This window comes from Kitasatospora sp. NPDC050543 (assembly GCF_044457565.1).
GTDB lineage: Bacteria > Actinomycetota > Actinomycetes > Streptomycetales > Streptomycetaceae > Kitasatospora.
This window is the reverse complement of sequence record NZ_JBITGZ010000006.1, coordinates 197,111-213,992: the sequence shown is the minus strand read 5'-3', so window position 1 is coordinate 213,992 and position 16,882 is coordinate 197,111. Positions and strand designations below refer to the sequence as shown.

Here is a 16,882-nt window from a genome sequence, read left to right as displayed (position 1 = left end):
CATGAACGTTGGTAACAAATTCGCTGCACTATCACCCATTTGGCCCCAAGCACCCCTGGGGCTCAACGAGGATAGGCGCGGGCAGTCTGCTGCCTTCGAACAGCGACAGGGCAGGCGGACGCGGAGCAGCGGTCCAAGCCTGCCCAGGGGAGGAATCACACATGGGTCGAGCGACCCGAAGAGCTGCCGCCTGCGCGGCAGCCGTTCTGCTGGCCGGCGCAGGCCTGCAGTCGTCCCTCGCGCACGGCGCGACCCCGAACCGGATCGACCTCACGATCCTGGTGGTCGACGACGGTGGCCCCGCCACCGCCGCGATCGCCGCCGAGCTCACCAGCCAGGGCGCCCCGTTCAAGGTCGTCAAGCTGAACGACGCCAACCGGCCGGTGATCGACGCCGCCTTCCTGAGCGACACCGTCAACGGCGCGCCGCGCGCCAAGTTCCAGGGTGTTGTCCTTCCCAACGACAACCCCTTCCCGGCCGGCTCGGCGGAGATGGCGGCCCTCGCCACCTTCGAGGCCACGTTCGGCATCCGTCAGGTCGATGCCTACACCTATGCCCGCCCGGACGTCGGTCTGAACTGGGCACAGGACCCGGGTTTCATCGGAACGCTCGACGGCACCCAGGGGCAGGTCACCTCCGCCGGCACCGCGGGCCCGTTCGGCTACCTCAAGGGCAGTGTCCCCTTCGAGGACAACGACCCGAACGTCTCCGAGAGCTACGGCTACCTCGCGACGCCGCTGGCGGGCGCCGGCTTCACCCCGCTGGTGGAGGCGCCGATCCCGGGCAGCACCGCCAAGGGGTCGCTGGTCGGCGAGTACAGCCACGACGGCCGCAAGGAGCTGGTCGTCACCTTCGTCTACAACCAGTACCAGCAGCAGTACCGGCTGCTGGCGCGCGGCATCGTGGACTGGATCACCCAGGGCGTCCACCTCGGCTACGACCGCAACTACTTCGCGGCCCACGTGGACGACGTGTTCCTGGCCGACGACCGCTGGGACACCACCCTCAAGTGCACCCCCGGTGACGTCACCTGCCCGCCCGGCACCCCCGAGTCGGCGAACCCGATCCGGATGACGCCGGCCGACGCGCAGTACGCCAAGCAGTGGCAGAGCGCCAACAACTTCACCATGGACATGGTGTTCAACGGCGGCGGCAGCGAGGACTGGAAGACCGACCACTCCGTCACCGCCGACCCGGTGGTGGACCAGATGGCCGCCGACCAGGCCTCCTACCGGTGGATCAACCACACCTACACGCACCCGTACCTGGGCTGCCTGCAGGACGTCTCGGTGGTGCCGTGGAAGTGCACCAAGGACGCGGGCGGCAACACGGTCTGGGTCGACCAGGCCACCATCAACTCCCAGGTCAAGAACAACATCGACTGGGCCGCGGCGCACCACATCACGATCGACAAGGCCGAGCTCGTCACGGGCGAGCACTCGGGCCTGCTGACCGCGCCGCAGGAGACCAGCGACAACCCGTACCTGGCGCCGGCTCTGGCCGCCAACGGGGTCAAGTGGACGGCGAGCGACGCCTCCCGCGAGTCGGGCCAGCGGGCCGTGGGCAGCTCCACGCTGACCGTGCCGCGCTACCCGATGAACGTCTTCTACAACGCCGGTACGGCGAAGGAGGAGGCCGACGAGTACAACTGGATCTACACCAGCGTGGCCAACGGCGGCAGCGGAGTCTGCGAGAACAACGCCAACTCCACCTGCCTGAGCACGCCGCTGGACACCACCACCGGCTACCAGTCGTACATCGTGCCGCTGGAGGCCCGGATCGACCTGGGCCACGTGCTCAGCAACGACCCGCGCCCGCACTTCATCCACCAGTCGAACCTGGCCGAGGACCGGATCGTCTACCCGGTCCTGGAGAAGGTGCTCTCCACCTACCGCGCGCTGCACGCGGACAACGCCCCGATCGTGAACCTTCCGCAGAAGGAGATCGGCGCGGAGTTCCAGCGCCGCGCCGCCTGGAACAAGGCCCTGGCCGCCGGCCAGGTCACCGCGTACCGGATGGGTGACACCGTCACCGTCACCGCGCCCTCGGGCGTGCAGGTCCAGGCGACCATGCCCACCGGCACCACCCAGAAGCTGACCCTCGGCAGCGGCGCCTTCGGCACCGCGTACGCCGGTACGCTCTCCGGCTGGGTCAAGCCGGGCTCGCTGCAGAGCAGCGTGACGCTGAAGCTGAACGCCGCCGGTACCCCGGCCGCTCCGGCCGCCGCGCCCGCCGCCGCGCCGCTCGCGGCTCCGGCCGACAAGACCGTCGTGCCGAACGGGACCACCCAGGCCGTGCCGGCCGGCCCGAGCGACACCGCCCGTACCGACGCGCCGGTCCTGGTGCCCGGCAGCGGTGCCCCGGTCCTCGGCAAGGCCATGACGGACAAGAACCGCAAGGGCAACGCCCCGGCGAAGAGCACGGGGGGCAAGAGCACGGCACAGCAGCCTGCCGCCAAGACCGGCAAGAGGTAGTACGCAACACGCACCGGTGGTGGGGTGGTTGATCCCACCCCACCACCGGCACCGCGCCCGCCCACCACGGCGGGCGCTCTTGAGGGGAAGAGGAGGGGGGTCAGGGATGCGCGTCACCCTGCTCACCGAAGGCACGTATCCACATCAGCACGGCGGCGTCAGCGTCTGGTGCGACCAGCTGGTCACGGGCATGCCCGACGTCGAGTTCGACGTGATCGCGGTGACCGGCACCGGTAACGAAGCACTGGCCTGGGAACTGCCGGCCAACGTCCGATCCGTGACGGCCGCCCCGCTGTGGGGCCCGGCCTCCGCCGCGAAGCCACCGCGCCGCAAGGAGCTGCGACGCTTCCTCGACGCCTACGAGCGCTTCCTGCACTCCATCCTCGACCCCGTCTACACCACCCACTTCGGCACCGAGCTGTACGGCTTCGCCGACCTCGCCCGGCGCGGACTGCTCAGCCCGGCGCTGCGCAGCGAAGGCGCGCTGCGCACCCTCCAGCACGTCTGGACCCGCGACTACCTGCCCACCGCCGCCTCCCGTCCGACGCTGCACGACGCGCTCAACGCGACCGACCTGCTGGAGCACGCGCTGCGTCCGCTGTCGGTCGAGCCGCCGCAGGACGGCGTCGCGCACGCGGCCAGCGGCGGGCTCGCCACCCTGCCGGGACTGATCGCCTCCCAGCAGTACGGCGTACCGTTTCTCCTCACCGAGCACGGCATCTACCTGCGTGAGCGCTACCTCGGCTACCGCACCGGCCCGTACCGCTGGCCGGTCAAGGCCCTGCTGCTCGGCTTCTACCGGATGCTCGCCGAGGAGAGCTACCGGCGGGCCGCACTCGTCACCCCCGGCAACCGGTACAACCGGCGCTGGGAGGAGCGCGGCGGCACGCCGTCCGCGCACATCCGCACCGTCTACAACGGCGTGGACCCCGCGGCCTTCCCGCCCGCGGGCCCCGAGCCCGAGACCCCCACCCTCAGCTGGGCCGGCCGGGTCGACCCGATCAAGGATCTGGAGACCCTGATCCGGGCCTTCGCGATCGTCCGGCGCGAGATACCCGAAGCCATGCTGCGGCTGTTCGGCGGCACCCCCAAGGGCGGCGAGGCCTACCGCGACGGCTGCGTCGAGCTGGCCGCCGAACTCGGCGTCGGCGACGCGGTGGTCTTCGAGGGCCGGGTCGCCGACATCACCGACGCGTACGCCGCCGGGAACGTCGTGATGCTCTCCAGCATCAGCGAGGGCTTCCCGTTCACCCTGATCGAGGCGATGTCCTGCGGCCGCTCCACCGTCTCGACGGACGTGGGCGGCGTGCGGGAGGCCGTCGGCGACACCGGCCTGGTCGTCCCGCCGCGCGAGCCCGAGCCGATGGCCGCCGCCGCGATCGAGCTGCTGCGCGACCCGGAGCGCCGGGCGCGCCTGGGCGAGCAGGCCAGGCTCCGGGTGATCGACCAGTTCACCCTGCGCCAGAACATCGACGGCTTCCGCGGGATCTACACCGAGCTGCTGGGCACCGCGCGCTGGCTGCCCGAGGGCGTGGTCGCCGTCGGCACCGAGGCACCGCCGACGCGCAAGGTCCCGAGCTGGGCCCGTACCGAGAAGCTTCAGGAGGCCCGATGAGCAGCCGGACGAACGGGCGCGGGCGTCGCGAGGTGGGCGCATGAGCGGCCCGCTGCGCCTGGTACCGGACGAGGCCGGGACCGACTGGGCCGAGCAGACGATGGCGCTGCGCACCCTGCCGCGCCAGCGCCGGCGCCCCGTCCTGCCCGGCCCGCCGCAGGACGAGACCCCGGAGGTCTCGCCCGACCCGCTCGACGAACTCGCCGACCGGCTCGCCGACATCTGCGCCGACGCCGTGCACCCGTACGAGATCGCGGCCTTCCTGGAGTCCGACGGCCTGACGGACGAGCAGGCCGCGCTGCTCTACGGACGGCCGGACTCCTTCACCCTCGCCGAGGAGCTGTTCGCCCGGATCGACCGCCGCTACCCGGGGCCGAGCGCGGAGTTCGCCAACCCCTGGCGGGCCGACCCGTGGCGCTGCCTGCTGCGCGGGCTGGTCTTCGCCCTGCCGGGCCTGGGCTACCTGCTCGGCGCCAACCTCTTCGCGGCCGACCGGATGCGCTTCGGCCTCCCGTCGGGGATGGTCGCGCTCTCCGTCGCCACCCTGGTCAGCTGGTCCTGGAACCAGGCGCTCGCCCACCGCTCCTACTCCCTCCTCGGCCGCGGCCGGCGGCGGGAGGCCGGGCGCTGCCTGGCCATCGGCGCGCCCGCCGGTGCGCTGGTGGCGGCGACCGCCGGCTACGTGGTGGGCGGGCCACTCGGCGCGCTGTGCTTCGCGGCCGGGCAATCCGGCTACCTCGGCGCCGCGACCGTGCTGCTGGTGCTCGGCCGGGAGCGGTCGCTGCTGCTCGCACTCGCACCGTCGGCCGTCGGCGCGGGCGTGGTACTCGCCGTGGACGTACCGCAGATCGTCCGCACCGTGGTGCTGCTGGCCACCGTCGCGCTCGCCACCGCTCTGGCCGCCCGCGAGGCGATCCGCTGCCTGCGCACCCCGCAGGAGGCCGCCCCGCTGCGGCTGCCGGTGTCCCCCGAGGTGCCGCACGCGCTGTTCGGGCTGGCCGTCGGCACGCTCACCCTGATCGCCGGTCTCGGCACGACGATCCACCAGGCCGTCGGCGTCGGGGTGCCGCCCGGCTCCACCGCCAGCCCGACCGGCCCGGCGATGGTCGCGCTGACGCTCAGTCTCGGGCTGGCCGAGTGGCTGCTGTTCCGCTACCGGAGCCTGGCCGTCGCCGCCCTGCGCACCAGCCACACGCCCGGCCAGTTCACCCGCCGCACCGGCGGCGTGCTGCTCGGCTGCCTGCTCAGCTACCTCACCACGGTGGCCGCCCTGGACGCCGGAGCGACCCTGCTCTGGCCCGGCGCTCCCACCCTCGGCATCGCCGGGCTCGGCTCCCTGCTGCTGCTCGGCGGCGCGCTCTGGCTGGCGCTGCTCCTGAACGCCTTCGGGCTCAGCCGCAGCACCGCACTGATCTGCCTGGCCACCGCCGTCGCCGAGAGCGCCGGTCTGCTGGCCGGCGTCGACCCGACCACCCTGCAGCTGATCGGCTGCGGGGCGGCCGCCCTAGTCCTCACCTCCATCGCCGGGCCCGTCCTCGGCCGCACCACCAAGCACCGCTGAGTCACCACAGGCTCACCCGTCCTGTCTCCTCACCAGAAAGCGAATCACCCTTCATGAGCAGCGTCGCCGTCACCGGAGCCGAAGGCTTCATCGGTTCCCACCTCGTCGAGACCCTGGTCGCCGACGGCCACCAGGTCCGTGCCATGGTCCAGTACAACTCCTTCTCGTCCTTCGGATGGCTGGAGACCCTGGACAAGGACGTGCTCGACTCCGTCGAGATCGTCCTCGGCGATGTCCGCGACCCAGGCTCGGTCAACGGCCTGGTCAAGGGCACCGAGGCGGTCTACCACCTGGCCGCCCTGATCGCGATCCCGTACTCCTACCGGGCTCCGCACTCGTACATCGAGACCAACGTCACCGGCACCCTCAACGTGCTGGAGGCCGTGCGCCACCTGGACATCCCGCGCCTGGTGCACACCTCCACCAGCGAGACCTACGGCACCGCGCAGACCGTGCCGATCTCGGAGGACCACCCGATCAACACCCAGTCGCCGTACGCCGCCTCCAAGGCCGGCGGCGACCGCCTCGCCGACAGCTACCACGCGAGCTTCGAGACGCCGGTCGTGACGCTGCGCCCGTTCAACACCTTCGGGCCGCGCCAGTCGATGCGGGCCGTCATCCCGACCGTGATCGCCCAGCTCGCCGCAGGCGAGACCACCATCACCCTCGGCGACCTGCGGCCCACCCGCGACTTCACCTTCGTCAAGGACACCGCGGCCGCGTTCCGCACGGTCGGCACCGCGCCCGCCGAGACGGTGGTCGGCCAGACCTTCAACGCCGGCACCGGCGGCGAGATCTCGGTCGGCGACCTGGTCACCCTGGTCGGCAAGCTGATGGGCGTGGACGTCACCGTCAAGGAGGACGAGCAGCGCATCCGCCCGACCAACTCCGAGGTGATGCGTCTGGTCGCCGACGCCACCAAGCTGCGCACCGCCACCGGCTGGGCGCCCGGGCACTCCCTGGAGGAGGGCCTGGAGCAGACCATCGAGTTCTTCCGCGACCCGGCGAACCTGGCCCGCTACAAGACCGACCTGTACAACGTCTGACCGTCCTACCCCGTCCCGCAGCACTCAGGCATCGTCTTCCGTGGGGGAACCACCATGCACGCAGTGATCCTGGCCGGCGGCAAGGGCGTTCGTCTTCGCCCGTACACCACCGCCCTGCCCAAGCCGCTCGTCCCGATCGGCGACCAGCACGCGATCCTGGAGATCGTGATGCGCCAGCTCGCCTCGGCGGGCTTCAAGACCGTCACCCTGGCCATCGGCCACCTCGGCCACATCATCCGGGCCTACGTCGGCAACGGCTCGCAGTGGGGGCTGCGCGTCGGCTACGCCGTCGAGGACAGCCCGCTCGGCACCATGGGCCCGCTGCTCACCATGCAGGACCGGCTGCCCGAGCACTTCCTGGTGATGAACGGCGACATCCTGACCGACCTGGACTTCGCCGGGGTGCTCAAGCACCACGAGGAGTCCGGTGCGCCGCTGACCATCGCCACCTACGCCCGCCAGGTCAAGATCGACTTCGGCGTGCTGACCACCGAGGGCAGCAGCATCACCGGCTTCCAGGAGAAGCCGAGCATCGACTACCGCGTCTCGATGGGCGTGTACGGCGTCTCGCGCTCCACCCTCGCCAAGTACACCCCCGGCCTGCCGCTCGGCTTCGACGAGCTGGTGCTCGACCTGCTGGCCGCGCAGACCCCGCCGTCCGCGTACGAGTTCAACGGCTACTGGCTCGACATCGGCCGCCCCGACGACTACGACCGGGCGAACGCCGAGTTCGCGCTCAACCGCAAGCTGCTGCTGCCGTTCGAGATCGCCGAGGGCCTGCACGCCGTGCCCGGCCCGGCCCAGCCGCTCGGCGCGCCCCGCGCCGCGGCGGACGCCACGGCCGGTGCGGACGCCACGCCCGCCGCCGACCGCGGCGAGGGCGAGCCGGACGCCGCCGACGGGCGGGCCGCGTGAGAGTCCTGCTGCTCGGCGCGGACGGCTTCCTCGGCCGCCACGCCGCCGACGTGCTCCGCGCACTGCCCGCCGCCGTGGTGCTCACCGGAGGCCGCCGACCCGCCCACGACCTGCGGGTCGACCTGGCGACGGCCGACGCGTCCACGCTGGCCGGCGAACTGGCCGCGCTCGCGGTCGACGCGGTGGTCAACTTCGCCGGCGCGGTGGCCGGCAGCGCCGTCAAGCTCGCCGAGGTCAACGCCCGCGGCCCGGCCGTGCTCTGCGAGGCGCTCCGGGAGGGCGCCCCGCAGGCGCGACTGGTGCACATCGGCTCGGCCGGCGAGTACGGCGTGTGCGAGCCGGGCAGCTCGCTGACGGAGTCGGCGGACGCCCGCCCGGTCGGGGTGTACGGCGCCACCAAGCTGGCCGGCAGCCTCGCGGTGGCCGGATCGCCGCTGGACGCCGTGGTCCTGCGGGTGTTCAACCCGGTCGGCCCCGGCTCGCCGGCCGGCTCGCTGCCCGGCCGGCTCGCCGCCGAGCTGCGCCGGGTCGGGCCCGAGGGCGTGGTGGAGGTCGGCGACCTCTCCGCGTACCGCGACTTCGTCGACGCCCGGGACATCGCCCTGGCCGTCGGCCTGGCCGTCACCGCCGGCGGACCGCTGCCCCGGGTGCTCAACCTGGCCAGCGGCAAGGCCCAGCCGGTGCGCGCCATCGCGGACGGGCTGGCCGCCGCCGCCGGCTTCACCGGGCGGATCGACGAGAGCGGCGCGGGCTCCGAGCGGTCCGCCGCCGTCTCCTGGCAGCAGGCCGACATCACGGCTGCCGCCACCGCGTTGGGGTGGCAGCCGCGGACCCCGCTCGCCGACACCCTGCGCGACCTCTGGCTCAGCCTGGAACCGGACGCCGCCCCGGCGCCCGCCACCTCGGGCGTCGCATGACGGCCGGAACCACCACCGACGGCCGCCTGCTGGTGCCGCTGTACGTCCACCCCGCGGTGGACCCGGCGGCCTGGCGGGCGGTCGCCGCCGCCGGCCCCACCCGGATCGCGGCCGTCGTGCTCAACCTCGCGGACGGCCCCGGGGACACCCCCGACAACGTCTTCGCGGAGGCGGCCGAGGAACTGCGCGCCGCGGGCCTGAGCCTGCTCGGCTACGCCGACACCGACTACGGCCGCCGGCCGCACGCCACCGTGGTGGCGGAGCTGCTGACGTACCGGCAGCGGCACGGCATCGACGGCGTCTACTTCGACCAGGTCGCCACCCACCCCGGCGCGCTGGCGCACTACCGCCGGCTGGCCACCGCCGCCCGCGCGGCCGGCTGCGCCACCGTCGTCTTCGGGCACGGCGACCACCCCGACCCCGGCTACGCCGAGGTCGGCCTGGCCGACCTGCTGGTCACCTTCGAGGGAGACTGGCAGACGTACCTCGCGTCCACCCTGCCGCTCTGGACGGGCCGGCACGCGGCGGCACGCTTCTGCCACCTGGTCTACGACGTGCCCGCCGAGCAGGCCCAGGAGGCCGCGGCGCTGATCGCCGCCCGCCGGGCCGGGGTCGGCTGCACCGTGCCGGGTTCCGGGGACAACCCGTGGTCCACCCTGCCGTTCGGACTGTCGGCCGCCCAGCCGCAGCACTGATCCACCGGCACCACCGGAGCCACTCGCCCCACCAGCACCACCTGCCCAACCGCATGGCCGGCACCGCCCGCCCCATCAGCACCCGTACCCCAGCCCCGACCAGATCCGGAGTCCGAGCACCGTGACCCGCCGCTCCAGGCCGCTGCTGGCCGCCGCCATCGCCCTGACCACCGCCCTGCTGGCCACCTCGTGCAGCAGCTCGGGCAGCGAGGACGATGACGCCTCCGCCGACGCGTCCGTCCCGGCCTCGCCGGTCGCCACCGCGCCGCAGACCCCGGCGCCCGGCACCCCGACCGACACCCCGTCCGACACCCCGTCCGGTACGGCGTCCGCGAGCCCGTCCGGCACCCCGTCCACGGCGGCCCCCGGCACCCCGTCCGGCACCGCCACTGCGGGCGGCACCGCGACGACCCCGCCCGGGCGGACCACCGCCCCGCCGGCGCCCGCCGGCACGGTGTGGCAGCCCAAGCCGGGCGTCACCTGGCAGTGGCAGCTCGACGGCAAGGTCGACGAGTCGGTGGACGCCCCGGTGTACGACATCGACGGCTTCGAGAACGACGCCTCGGTGGTCGCCTCACTGCACGCCAAGGGCCGCAAGGTGATCTGCTACATCAACGCCGGCTCCTCGGAGGACTTCCGCCCCGACGCCGGCGCCGTCCCCAAGGCCCTCCAGGGCCAGGACAACGGCTGGCGCGGCGAGAAGTGGCTCGACATCAGGCAGCTGGACAAGCTCCGCCCGGTGATGGCCGCCCGCTTCGACATGTGCAAGGCCAAGGGCTTCGACGGCGTCGAGCCGGACACCACCGACGCGTACATCAACGACACCGGCTTCCCGCTCACCGGTGACGACCAGCTGAAGTACAACCGCATGCTCGCCGCGCTCGCACACGAGCGCGGCCTGGCGGTCGCACTGAAGAACGACCTCGACCAGATCCCGGCCCTGGTCGGGGACTTCGACTTCGCGGTGAACGAGGAGTGCGCCCAGTTCAACGAGTGCGACAAGCTGAGCCCGTTCATCAAGGCGGGCAAGGCCGTCCTGCACGTCGAGTACAAGGTCGGCACGGAGAAGTTCTGCGCGCAGGCCAAGTCGCTGGGCCTCAGCTCGATGCAGAAGCGCCTTGAACTGGACGCCTGGCGAAAGCCCTGCTGAACGAGGGCTTGCCGCCAGGCGGACCGAACGGGGGGGTTACTTGACCGCCAGCCAGACGACGGCGGCGAGCACGGCCACCACGGCGACGGCCACCACCGCGATCATGCCGGTGCGGTTGCCGCCGCGGCTGCTGCCGTGGGTGGAAACGGAGCCGGGCGCCTGCTGGGCCGGGGTCTCTTCGACGAACGCCCGGAACATCTGGGTGCTGCCGGCGGGGTCGTAGTCGTTGTCAGCCATGGCGAGGACTCTAACGAACCCGCCCGCCCCGAGGACACCCCGGACCCCCGTCGGATCCCACCCACACCCCGCCCTCACCCGACTGCGACACCGGCACGACGGGCTCGTGAGGACGCCGCCGTCACCGGAATGGCCGTACGCCCCATCAGGTTGACTTCGGGCATGACCGAATTCCACAGTGACGCCCACCGGCGTGTGACGCTCGGCACCTCCGACCTCGCCGTGTCCCCGCTCTCCCTCGGCGGCAACGTCTTCGGCTGGACGGCGGACGAGGAGCAGTCCTTCGCCGTCCTCGACGCCTACGCCGCCGGCGGCGGCAACTTCATCGACACCGCCGACGTCTACTCGGCCTGGGTGCCGGGCAACACCGGCGGCGAGTCGGAGACGATCGTCGGCAACTGGCTGCACAGCCGCGGCAACCGGGACGACATCGTCGTCGCCACCAAGGTCGGCAGCCACCCCGAGGCGACGGGGCTCCGCGCCGACACGATCAAGTCCGCGACCGAGGACTCGCTGCGCCGCCTGGGCATCGAGCGCATCGACCTGCTCTACACCCACCGCGACGACACCGGGACGCCCGTGGAGGAGTTCCTCGGCGCCCTCGACCAGCTGGTGCAGGAGGGCAAGGTCCGCGAGATAGCCGCCTCCAACATCAGCGCGGAGCGGCTGGCCGAGGCGCTCGCCTGCTCCGAGCGCGAGGGCCTGGCGAAGTACGTGGCCGTCCAGCCGCACTACAACCTGGTCTCGCGCGCCACCTACGAGGGCCCGCCGGCGCAGGTGGTGGCCGAGCACGGCCTCTCCTGCGTGCCGTACTTCGCGCTGGCCTCCGGGTTCCTGACCGGCAAGTACCGCCCGGGCGGGGACGGGGTGCGCAGCGCCCGCGCCCAGGGCGCCGGGCGCTACCTCGATGACCCGCGCGGCCCCCGGGTGCTCGCCGCGCTGGACACCGTCGCGGCCGAGCACGGCGTCGAGCTCGCCACCGTCGCGCTGGCCTGGCTGTCGACCCGGCCGACCGTCGTCGCCCCGATCGCGAGCGCCCGTACGGTCGAGCAGCTGCCCCCGCTGCTCGCGGCCGCCGGACTGCGCCTGACGGCCGAGCAGCTGAAGCTGCTGGACGAGGCCTCCGCCTGACGCTCCTCCCTCCCGGCACGCCCACAGGCTGTGGACGGCCCGCACTCGCGGTGCGGCGCCGTCCACAGCCTGTGGATATCGGGCGGCGGCGGGCCGATCGGCCACCGATCCCGTCGGCAGCCCGCTGCCGGTCCCGCTACGGGCGGCCGAGGTGGGTCGGCTTGCGTCCGCCGGCCCGGGCGGGCGACGGTGATCCCCCGGCCCGGAGGCTGGGGGAGGGCACCGAGGCGGCGACTCCCGCCGGGGCGACGAAGGCGACCAGCAGTTGCTTCATCAGGGCGCTGCGGGCGGCTTCGTCCAGCTCGTGCGCGGTGGCCCGTTCCAGTCGGCGCACCGCGAGGGCGGCCGCCTCGACGGCGTCGTCGACGAGCACGGTGCGCAGGCCCGCGTCCAGCTCGGCGAGCCGGCGCCGCCGCATGGACTCCGCGACCTCGGGCGCGTACTCCAGCGACAGCGGCTGGACGGAGTAGACCTCCAGACCGGCCGGCGCCGCCTCGGCGGCCAGCGACCGGGTCATCTCGTCCGCGAACCAGTGGCCGTCGCGCAGGGCCGGCCCGGGGACGGCGTTGCTGTCGCAGGGCAGTGTGGACGCGGTGCGGGTGACTACCGCGTGCACCTGCTCACGCAGGTAGTTCTCGTGGTCGGCGACCGACAGCAGCGCCCGCGCCGTGTCCTTGACCCGCCAGACGATCAGCAGCCGGACGACGATGGGCGTGCCCGCGCGGTCGACGACGTGGACGGGCTCGCTGCGCCAGTGCCGCAGCCGGACGTCCACCCGGTGCCGGTGCAGCAGCGGGTTCACCCAGACCAGGCCGGCCCGGCGGACGGTGCCCCGGTAGCGGCCCCAGCGGGTGAGCACCCGGGTCTCGCCGCCGGCGTTGGCGAGCAGCCCGGCCAGGGCGAGGATGGCCAGCAGACTGCTCGCGGCGACGGCGGCGAGCGCCCGGGTGGTGGTGACCTCGGCCCCGCCCCGCTGCTTGACGGCGGCGCTGCGTACGTCGGGGAGCGCGTCCCAGTGCGGGAGCGCCCCCGTCCTGGCGAGGACGAGGAGCACGGCGGCGACCCCGGCCAGCAGGGCGAGCAGCGCGATCCAGCCGGGCAGGGTGACGGCGGCGGACTCCCGCAGGGCCGGGTCGACGCGCGGCGGTCGGCGGGTGGTGCTCGCCGGCGGGGCGCCGGCCCCGCCGAGGCTGCCGTCGAACGACGCGGGACGGGCAGCCGGTGCCGGGGCGGCCGGGCCCGGGAGGCCGTCGGCCCCCCTGAACCGGAGGGCCAGCGGCTCGGTGTCCGGCCCCTCGTCCGGCGCGGGGCGTGGAGCCGCCGGCCCGGCCGGCGCGCCGCCGGGCGGCTTCGTCAGCTTGGGCATCGGGCTCGCACCGGCCCGGGCGGGGTCGGTGAGCACCGGCGGCAGGGGCTCGGACAGGGTGTCGGGTCGCTGCGAAGAATCGCGAGTGACGTCCATGCACGGATCCTCAGGGTTCGGCGTGTCGCGCAACGGGCGGCCTTGGCCTGACAGGCGGCGCCAAAGCCAGGCTAAGTTCATACGTCGTCAAATGCGACATTTGACACTTTCGGTGTCGACATTGGCTGACGAGCCGTCCGCAGGTGATCTGACGATCGGACACGTGGGGGTTGGTGGGGTGGAGGTCTTCAGCGCCTGCGGCCACCCGGACCGCGACCGAACACCCGACGGGTGATCAGCCCAACGGCCGCGAGCAGCAGCAGGCCACCGCCGAGGGCGGCCCGCCGGCCACCGGACGCGGAGCGGCCGGTGGCCGCCACGGGTGGGGCGGGTGGTGCAGGTGGTGCAGGCAGAGCGGCGAGGGCGCGGGCGCGGGCCTGGTCGGCGGAGGGCGGCGCGGTGAAGGTGCCGGCCAGCTGCACGCTGCCCTCGGCGTCCGGCGCGCCGTCGGCGCTGCCGTCCGCGACGGCGGGGGCGAGCGCGTTGCCGACCAGCGTCCAGCCCGGCCAGCCGGTGCGGCCTGCCAGCGACGGTGCGCCCGGCGTACCGCCGGTGACGGTCAGTCGGGTCGCGCCGGAGGTGCTGCCGCCCTTGCCGGTGGCGAGCGCGGCCAGCCCGCTGACGTGCGGCCTCGGATTGCGCACGGGTCGGGAGAAGGTCGGCTGGAGGGCGCCCGGGGTCCGCCAGGAACCATCCGTCTGCGGACGGTCCTCGGTGATCCGGAAGGTCTCGGCGGGGTCGCCGGCCTTCAGCCCGTCGGAGTAAGGCCCTTCGCCGCGCCCCCCTCCCGCACGCTCGGCCAGCCGGCCCGGTTCGGCGGCGGCGCTCACCCCGGGCACGGCGGAGAAGTCCAGCTGGACGGCGAGTCCGGCGGGAAGTACCGCGCGGCGTTCGGCCGACCAGGTGTCAGGTGACTGCTGCGCCACGGAGAACGGCGAATTCCAGCCGATCAGCAGTCCGGCCACCAGTATGGCCGAAACGCCGGTGCCGACCAGGCGCCGCCGGTGTGCTCCGGGCCCGTACCACCGCGCACCGGGTACGGAGAGTTCGGTGTCGCGGGCAAACTGTCGGCGCATCCGGCTCTCCTTCGGTGTCGGCCGCCTGGGCGGCAGTCAGGACACAAGATCCGACAAAACGGAATCACGATCCTGAGCCGGTAATACTGCGACACCAGCGCCATTGCGGAGTTCCTACCCAATTGGCGGGCACTCGCCCGGATCTGCGGGAAGCCCTCCGGCACCGACGCATTCCGGCCAGTCGGAACGAATACAACTGGCCGCAACTGACCAGTGCTTGACCATTCATTGGTCTTCCCTGTTCGAATTGGCCACTCGCTCAGTAGAGTCGGGGCCCGTGACCATAAACCCCGTTCTCATCAAGAGCAGCTTCGCGGTCGTCGAACCCCACGGCCCCGAGGTGGCCGGGTACTTCTACCGGCACCTGTTCGAGCACAACCCCGGCGTGCGCGGCCTGTTCGCCGAGCACCTCGACGAGCAGCAGGACCGCCTGTGGGCCGCGCTCGGCACCCTGGTCACCCAGCTGGAGGACACCGAGGCGCTGGTCGCGGTCCTACAGGGGCTCGGCGGCCGCCATGCGGCGTACGGCGCCCTGCCGGAGCACTTCCCGGCCGTCGGCGCCAGTCTGCTCGCCACCCTGCGGCACTTCGCCGGGGAGGCCTGGACCCCGGAGACCGACGCCTCCTGGACGGCCGTCTACGCCGTCGTCGCCGACACCATGGCCGACGCGCTGACAGCGGCGAAGGCCGCCGGCTGAGGCCGCCGCGGTGCCCTTCGACCCCGCGGTGATCCGCGCGAGCTTCGCCGTCGTCGAGCGCCGCGCCGACCACCTGGCCAAGTACTTCTACGCCCACCTGTTCACCCACAACCCCGACGTGCGTGAGCTCTTCCCCGCCGAGATGGCCGAGCAGCGCGACCGGCTGTTCGCCGCGCTCACCCAGCTCGTGCTGCGGCTGGAGAGCCCCGGAGAGCTCACCGGGTACCTGCGGGCGCTCGGACGCGACCACCGCAAGTTCGGCGCCGCGCCCGAGCACTACCCGGCCGTCGGGGCCAGCCTGATCGCCGCGCTGCGGCACTTCTCCGGGCACTCCTGGACGCCAGAGATCGAGAAGGCCTGGACCGAGGCGTACACCGTGATCACCCAGGTGATGACCGCGGCCGCCGAGGCCGTACCGGACTCCGCCCCCGCCTGGTGGGAGGCCGTGGTACTGGAGCGCCGCCGGGCCGCCCCCGACGTGGTGGTGCTCACCCTCGCCCCCGGCCGCCCGTACCCCTACACGGCCGGGCAGTACCTCACGCTCTGCTCGCCGCGGGTGCCGCGCGTCTGGCGCCCGTACTCGATCGCCAACGCCCCCCGCCGGGACGGCAGCCTGGAGCTGCACGTGCGCCGGGTGCCCGGCGGGCTGCTCAGCACCGCGCTGGTCAACGACCTGATGCCCGGCGAACACGTACGACTGGGCCCACCGCTCGGCGACGCCGTGCTCGGCCCCCGCTCCCGTCGTCCACTGCTCGCGGTGGCCGGCGGCACCGGGTGGAGCCGGATCAAGGCCCTGCTGGAACAGCTCGGCCCCGAGCTGGACCACCGGCCGGTCACCGTCTACCTGGCCGCGCGCGACGACGCCGACCAGTACGACCTGGCCGCCGTCCAGCGGCTGGTGGACCGGCACCGCGGACTGAACGTGCTGCTGGCCGCCCCCGAGACCGGGGCCGGCCGCGACGCGGCGGCCGCGCTGGTCAGGCAGAGCCTGTCCGGGCACGGCGACTGGTACGGCTGGGACATCCACCTCTGCGGACCGCCCGAGCTCGCGCCCGAGCTGACCGAGCTGCTGCTGGGCCTCGGCGCCGACCCCGCCCTGATCAGGAACGATCCGGGGCCGGAGACCTTCAACCGGACCCGGCCGCTGACCTCCTCCGACTGGTTCCTCGATCTGCGGGACGTGCCCTGGATCAACCGCACCGACCTGGGGTGAGGGCGGGCCCGGACCCGAGCACCGTGGAAACGACAGAGGCCCCGCCGACCTGGTGGTCGGCGGGGCCTCTGTTCAGCTGGTGCGCTCAGCAGGATTCGAACCTGCAACCTCTTGATCCGTAGTCAAGTGCTCTATCCGTTGAGCTATGAGCGCCCTCAGGGCCTTGCAGCGCCTTCGGCATCACGAGGGCCCCGGGCCTGAGCCTGGGGCCTCATGATCGCTGTGCGCTCAGCAGGATTCGAACCTGCAACCTCTTGATCCGTAGTCAAGTGCTCTATCCGTTGAGCTATGAGCGCTCGCCCTGGTGTCAGTGCCACCGGGGCGTTGCGGGGACAACATTACATGACCTGCGACGCGGGGCGAAATCGATTGATCCCGCCCCACCGGAGGGGCCGCGAACCCCACCAGGCCCCTGCCGGGCCCGCTGCCCGGCATCTGCCCCCGACCTGCCTGGTCGGCCCTTCCTGACCCTGGCCGGCCCTGACCGGCGGGGCGTCCGCAGATGCAGAGAGCCCCGCCGACCTGATGGTCGACGGGGCTCCCGGAGGCGGAGGCTGAGGGATTTGAACCCTCGATGGGCTTTAAGGCCCAAACCGCATTAGCAGTGCGGCGCCATAGACCGGACTAGGCGAAGCCTCCTCCACAAGGACCTTCTCCGCATGGCGGATCCGCTCCGTGTGCCTGTGATGATGC

At 73.0% G+C, this 16,882-nt stretch carries 13 protein-coding genes, 3 tRNA genes and 1 pseudogene; 11 read left to right on the top strand and 6 right to left on the bottom strand.

Annotated features, from left to right (window positions below; genetic code table 11):
• Positions 1-161 precede the first annotated feature (161 nt).
• The 8 genes and pseudogenes from ACIBH3_RS10270 to ACIBH3_RS10235 all read left to right on the top strand — a co-directional run bounded on the left by ACIBH3_RS10270 (position 162) and on the right by ACIBH3_RS10235 (position 10,373).
• On the top strand, positions 162-2,474 hold the full coding sequence (locus tag ACIBH3_RS10270; RefSeq protein ID WP_396311487.1) for a hypothetical protein: 2,313 nt from the start codon (positions 162-164) through the stop codon (positions 2,472-2,474).
• Between the two features lie 106 nt (positions 2,475-2,580).
• Positions 2,581-4,089, top strand: coding sequence for a GT4 family glycosyltransferase PelF (gene pelF, locus ACIBH3_RS10265; protein ID WP_396311486.1), 1,509 nt, complete (start codon positions 2,581-2,583; stop codon positions 4,087-4,089).
• A gap of 40 nt (positions 4,090-4,129) precedes the next feature.
• Complete coding sequence (locus ACIBH3_RS10260) at positions 4,130-5,650, top strand: hypothetical protein (protein ID WP_396311485.1); 1,521 nt, start codon at positions 4,130-4,132, stop codon at positions 5,648-5,650.
• A 53-nt stretch (positions 5,651-5,703) separates the two neighbouring features.
• Positions 5,704-6,696, top strand: coding sequence for an SDR family NAD(P)-dependent oxidoreductase (locus ACIBH3_RS10255; protein ID WP_396311484.1), 993 nt, complete (start codon positions 5,704-5,706; stop codon positions 6,694-6,696).
• A gap of 54 nt (positions 6,697-6,750) precedes the next feature.
• Positions 6,751-7,452 (top strand): annotated as a pseudogene (locus tag ACIBH3_RS10250) (NDP-sugar synthase); the annotation flags it as partial.
• Positions 7,453-7,607: 155 nt separating this feature from the next.
• Positions 7,608-8,528 (top strand): NAD-dependent epimerase/dehydratase family protein, encoded by a 921-nt coding sequence (locus tag ACIBH3_RS10245; protein WP_396311483.1) that lies wholly within the window; start codon positions 7,608-7,610, stop codon positions 8,526-8,528.
• On the top strand, positions 8,525-9,223 hold the full coding sequence (locus ACIBH3_RS10240; RefSeq protein ID WP_396311482.1) for a spherulation-specific family 4 protein: 699 nt from the start codon (positions 8,525-8,527) through the stop codon (positions 9,221-9,223). Before ACIBH3_RS10245 ends, ACIBH3_RS10240 begins: the two co-directional genes overlap by 4 nt.
• 121 nt (positions 9,224-9,344) lie before the next feature.
• Positions 9,345-10,373 (top strand): endo alpha-1,4 polygalactosaminidase, encoded by a 1,029-nt coding sequence (locus ACIBH3_RS10235; RefSeq protein ID WP_396311481.1) that lies wholly within the window; start codon positions 9,345-9,347, stop codon positions 10,371-10,373.
• A 36-nt stretch (positions 10,374-10,409) separates the two neighbouring features.
• Here the strand turns inward: ACIBH3_RS10235 and ACIBH3_RS10230 are convergent, their stop codons facing one another.
• Positions 10,410-10,610 carry a hypothetical protein gene (locus ACIBH3_RS10230; protein WP_396311480.1) on the bottom strand — a complete coding sequence of 67 codons (201 nt, stop codon included), beginning with the start codon at positions 10,608-10,610 and terminating at the stop codon, positions 10,410-10,412.
• Between the two features lie 162 nt (positions 10,611-10,772).
• On the opposite strand from ACIBH3_RS10230, the gene ACIBH3_RS10225 reads away from it, so the two are divergent.
• Entirely contained in the window at positions 10,773-11,741 is a 969-nt protein-coding gene (locus tag ACIBH3_RS10225) for an aldo/keto reductase (RefSeq protein WP_396311479.1), read from the top strand.
• 136 nt (positions 11,742-11,877) lie between these two features.
• Here ACIBH3_RS10225 and ACIBH3_RS10220 read toward each other — a convergent pair whose 3' ends face one another.
• On the bottom strand, positions 11,878-13,203 hold the full coding sequence (locus tag ACIBH3_RS10220; protein ID WP_396311478.1) for an SPFH domain-containing protein: 1,326 nt from the start codon (positions 13,201-13,203) through the stop codon (positions 11,878-11,880).
• Between the two features lie 188 nt (positions 13,204-13,391).
• The gene (locus ACIBH3_RS10215; RefSeq protein ID WP_396311477.1) at positions 13,392-14,279 is read right to left on the bottom strand and encodes a hypothetical protein; all 888 of its coding nucleotides are present in this window, start codon (positions 14,277-14,279) and stop codon (positions 13,392-13,394) included.
• 277 nt (positions 14,280-14,556) lie between these two features.
• Between ACIBH3_RS10215 and ACIBH3_RS10210 the strand changes: the two genes are divergently transcribed.
• Both ACIBH3_RS10210 and ACIBH3_RS10205 read left to right on the top strand, forming a co-directional pair.
• Entirely contained in the window at positions 14,557-14,976 is a 420-nt protein-coding gene (locus tag ACIBH3_RS10210) for a globin domain-containing protein (RefSeq protein WP_396311476.1), read from the top strand.
• 10 nt (positions 14,977-14,986) lie between these two features.
• Complete coding sequence (locus ACIBH3_RS10205; RefSeq protein WP_396311475.1) at positions 14,987-16,189, top strand: globin domain-containing protein; 1,203 nt, start codon at positions 14,987-14,989, stop codon at positions 16,187-16,189.
• 77 nt (positions 16,190-16,266) lie between these two features.
• Here ACIBH3_RS10205 and ACIBH3_RS10200 read toward each other — a convergent pair.
• The 3 genes from ACIBH3_RS10200 to ACIBH3_RS10190 form a co-directional block, all read right to left on the bottom strand.
• Positions 16,267-16,342, bottom strand: a tRNA-Arg gene (locus tag ACIBH3_RS10200).
• 70 nt (positions 16,343-16,412) lie between these two features.
• Positions 16,413-16,485 (bottom strand) — tRNA-Arg (locus ACIBH3_RS10195).
• Positions 16,486-16,737: 252 nt separating this feature from the next.
• Positions 16,738-16,828 (bottom strand) — tRNA-Ser (locus ACIBH3_RS10190).
• Positions 16,829-16,882: the final 54 nt, after the last annotated feature.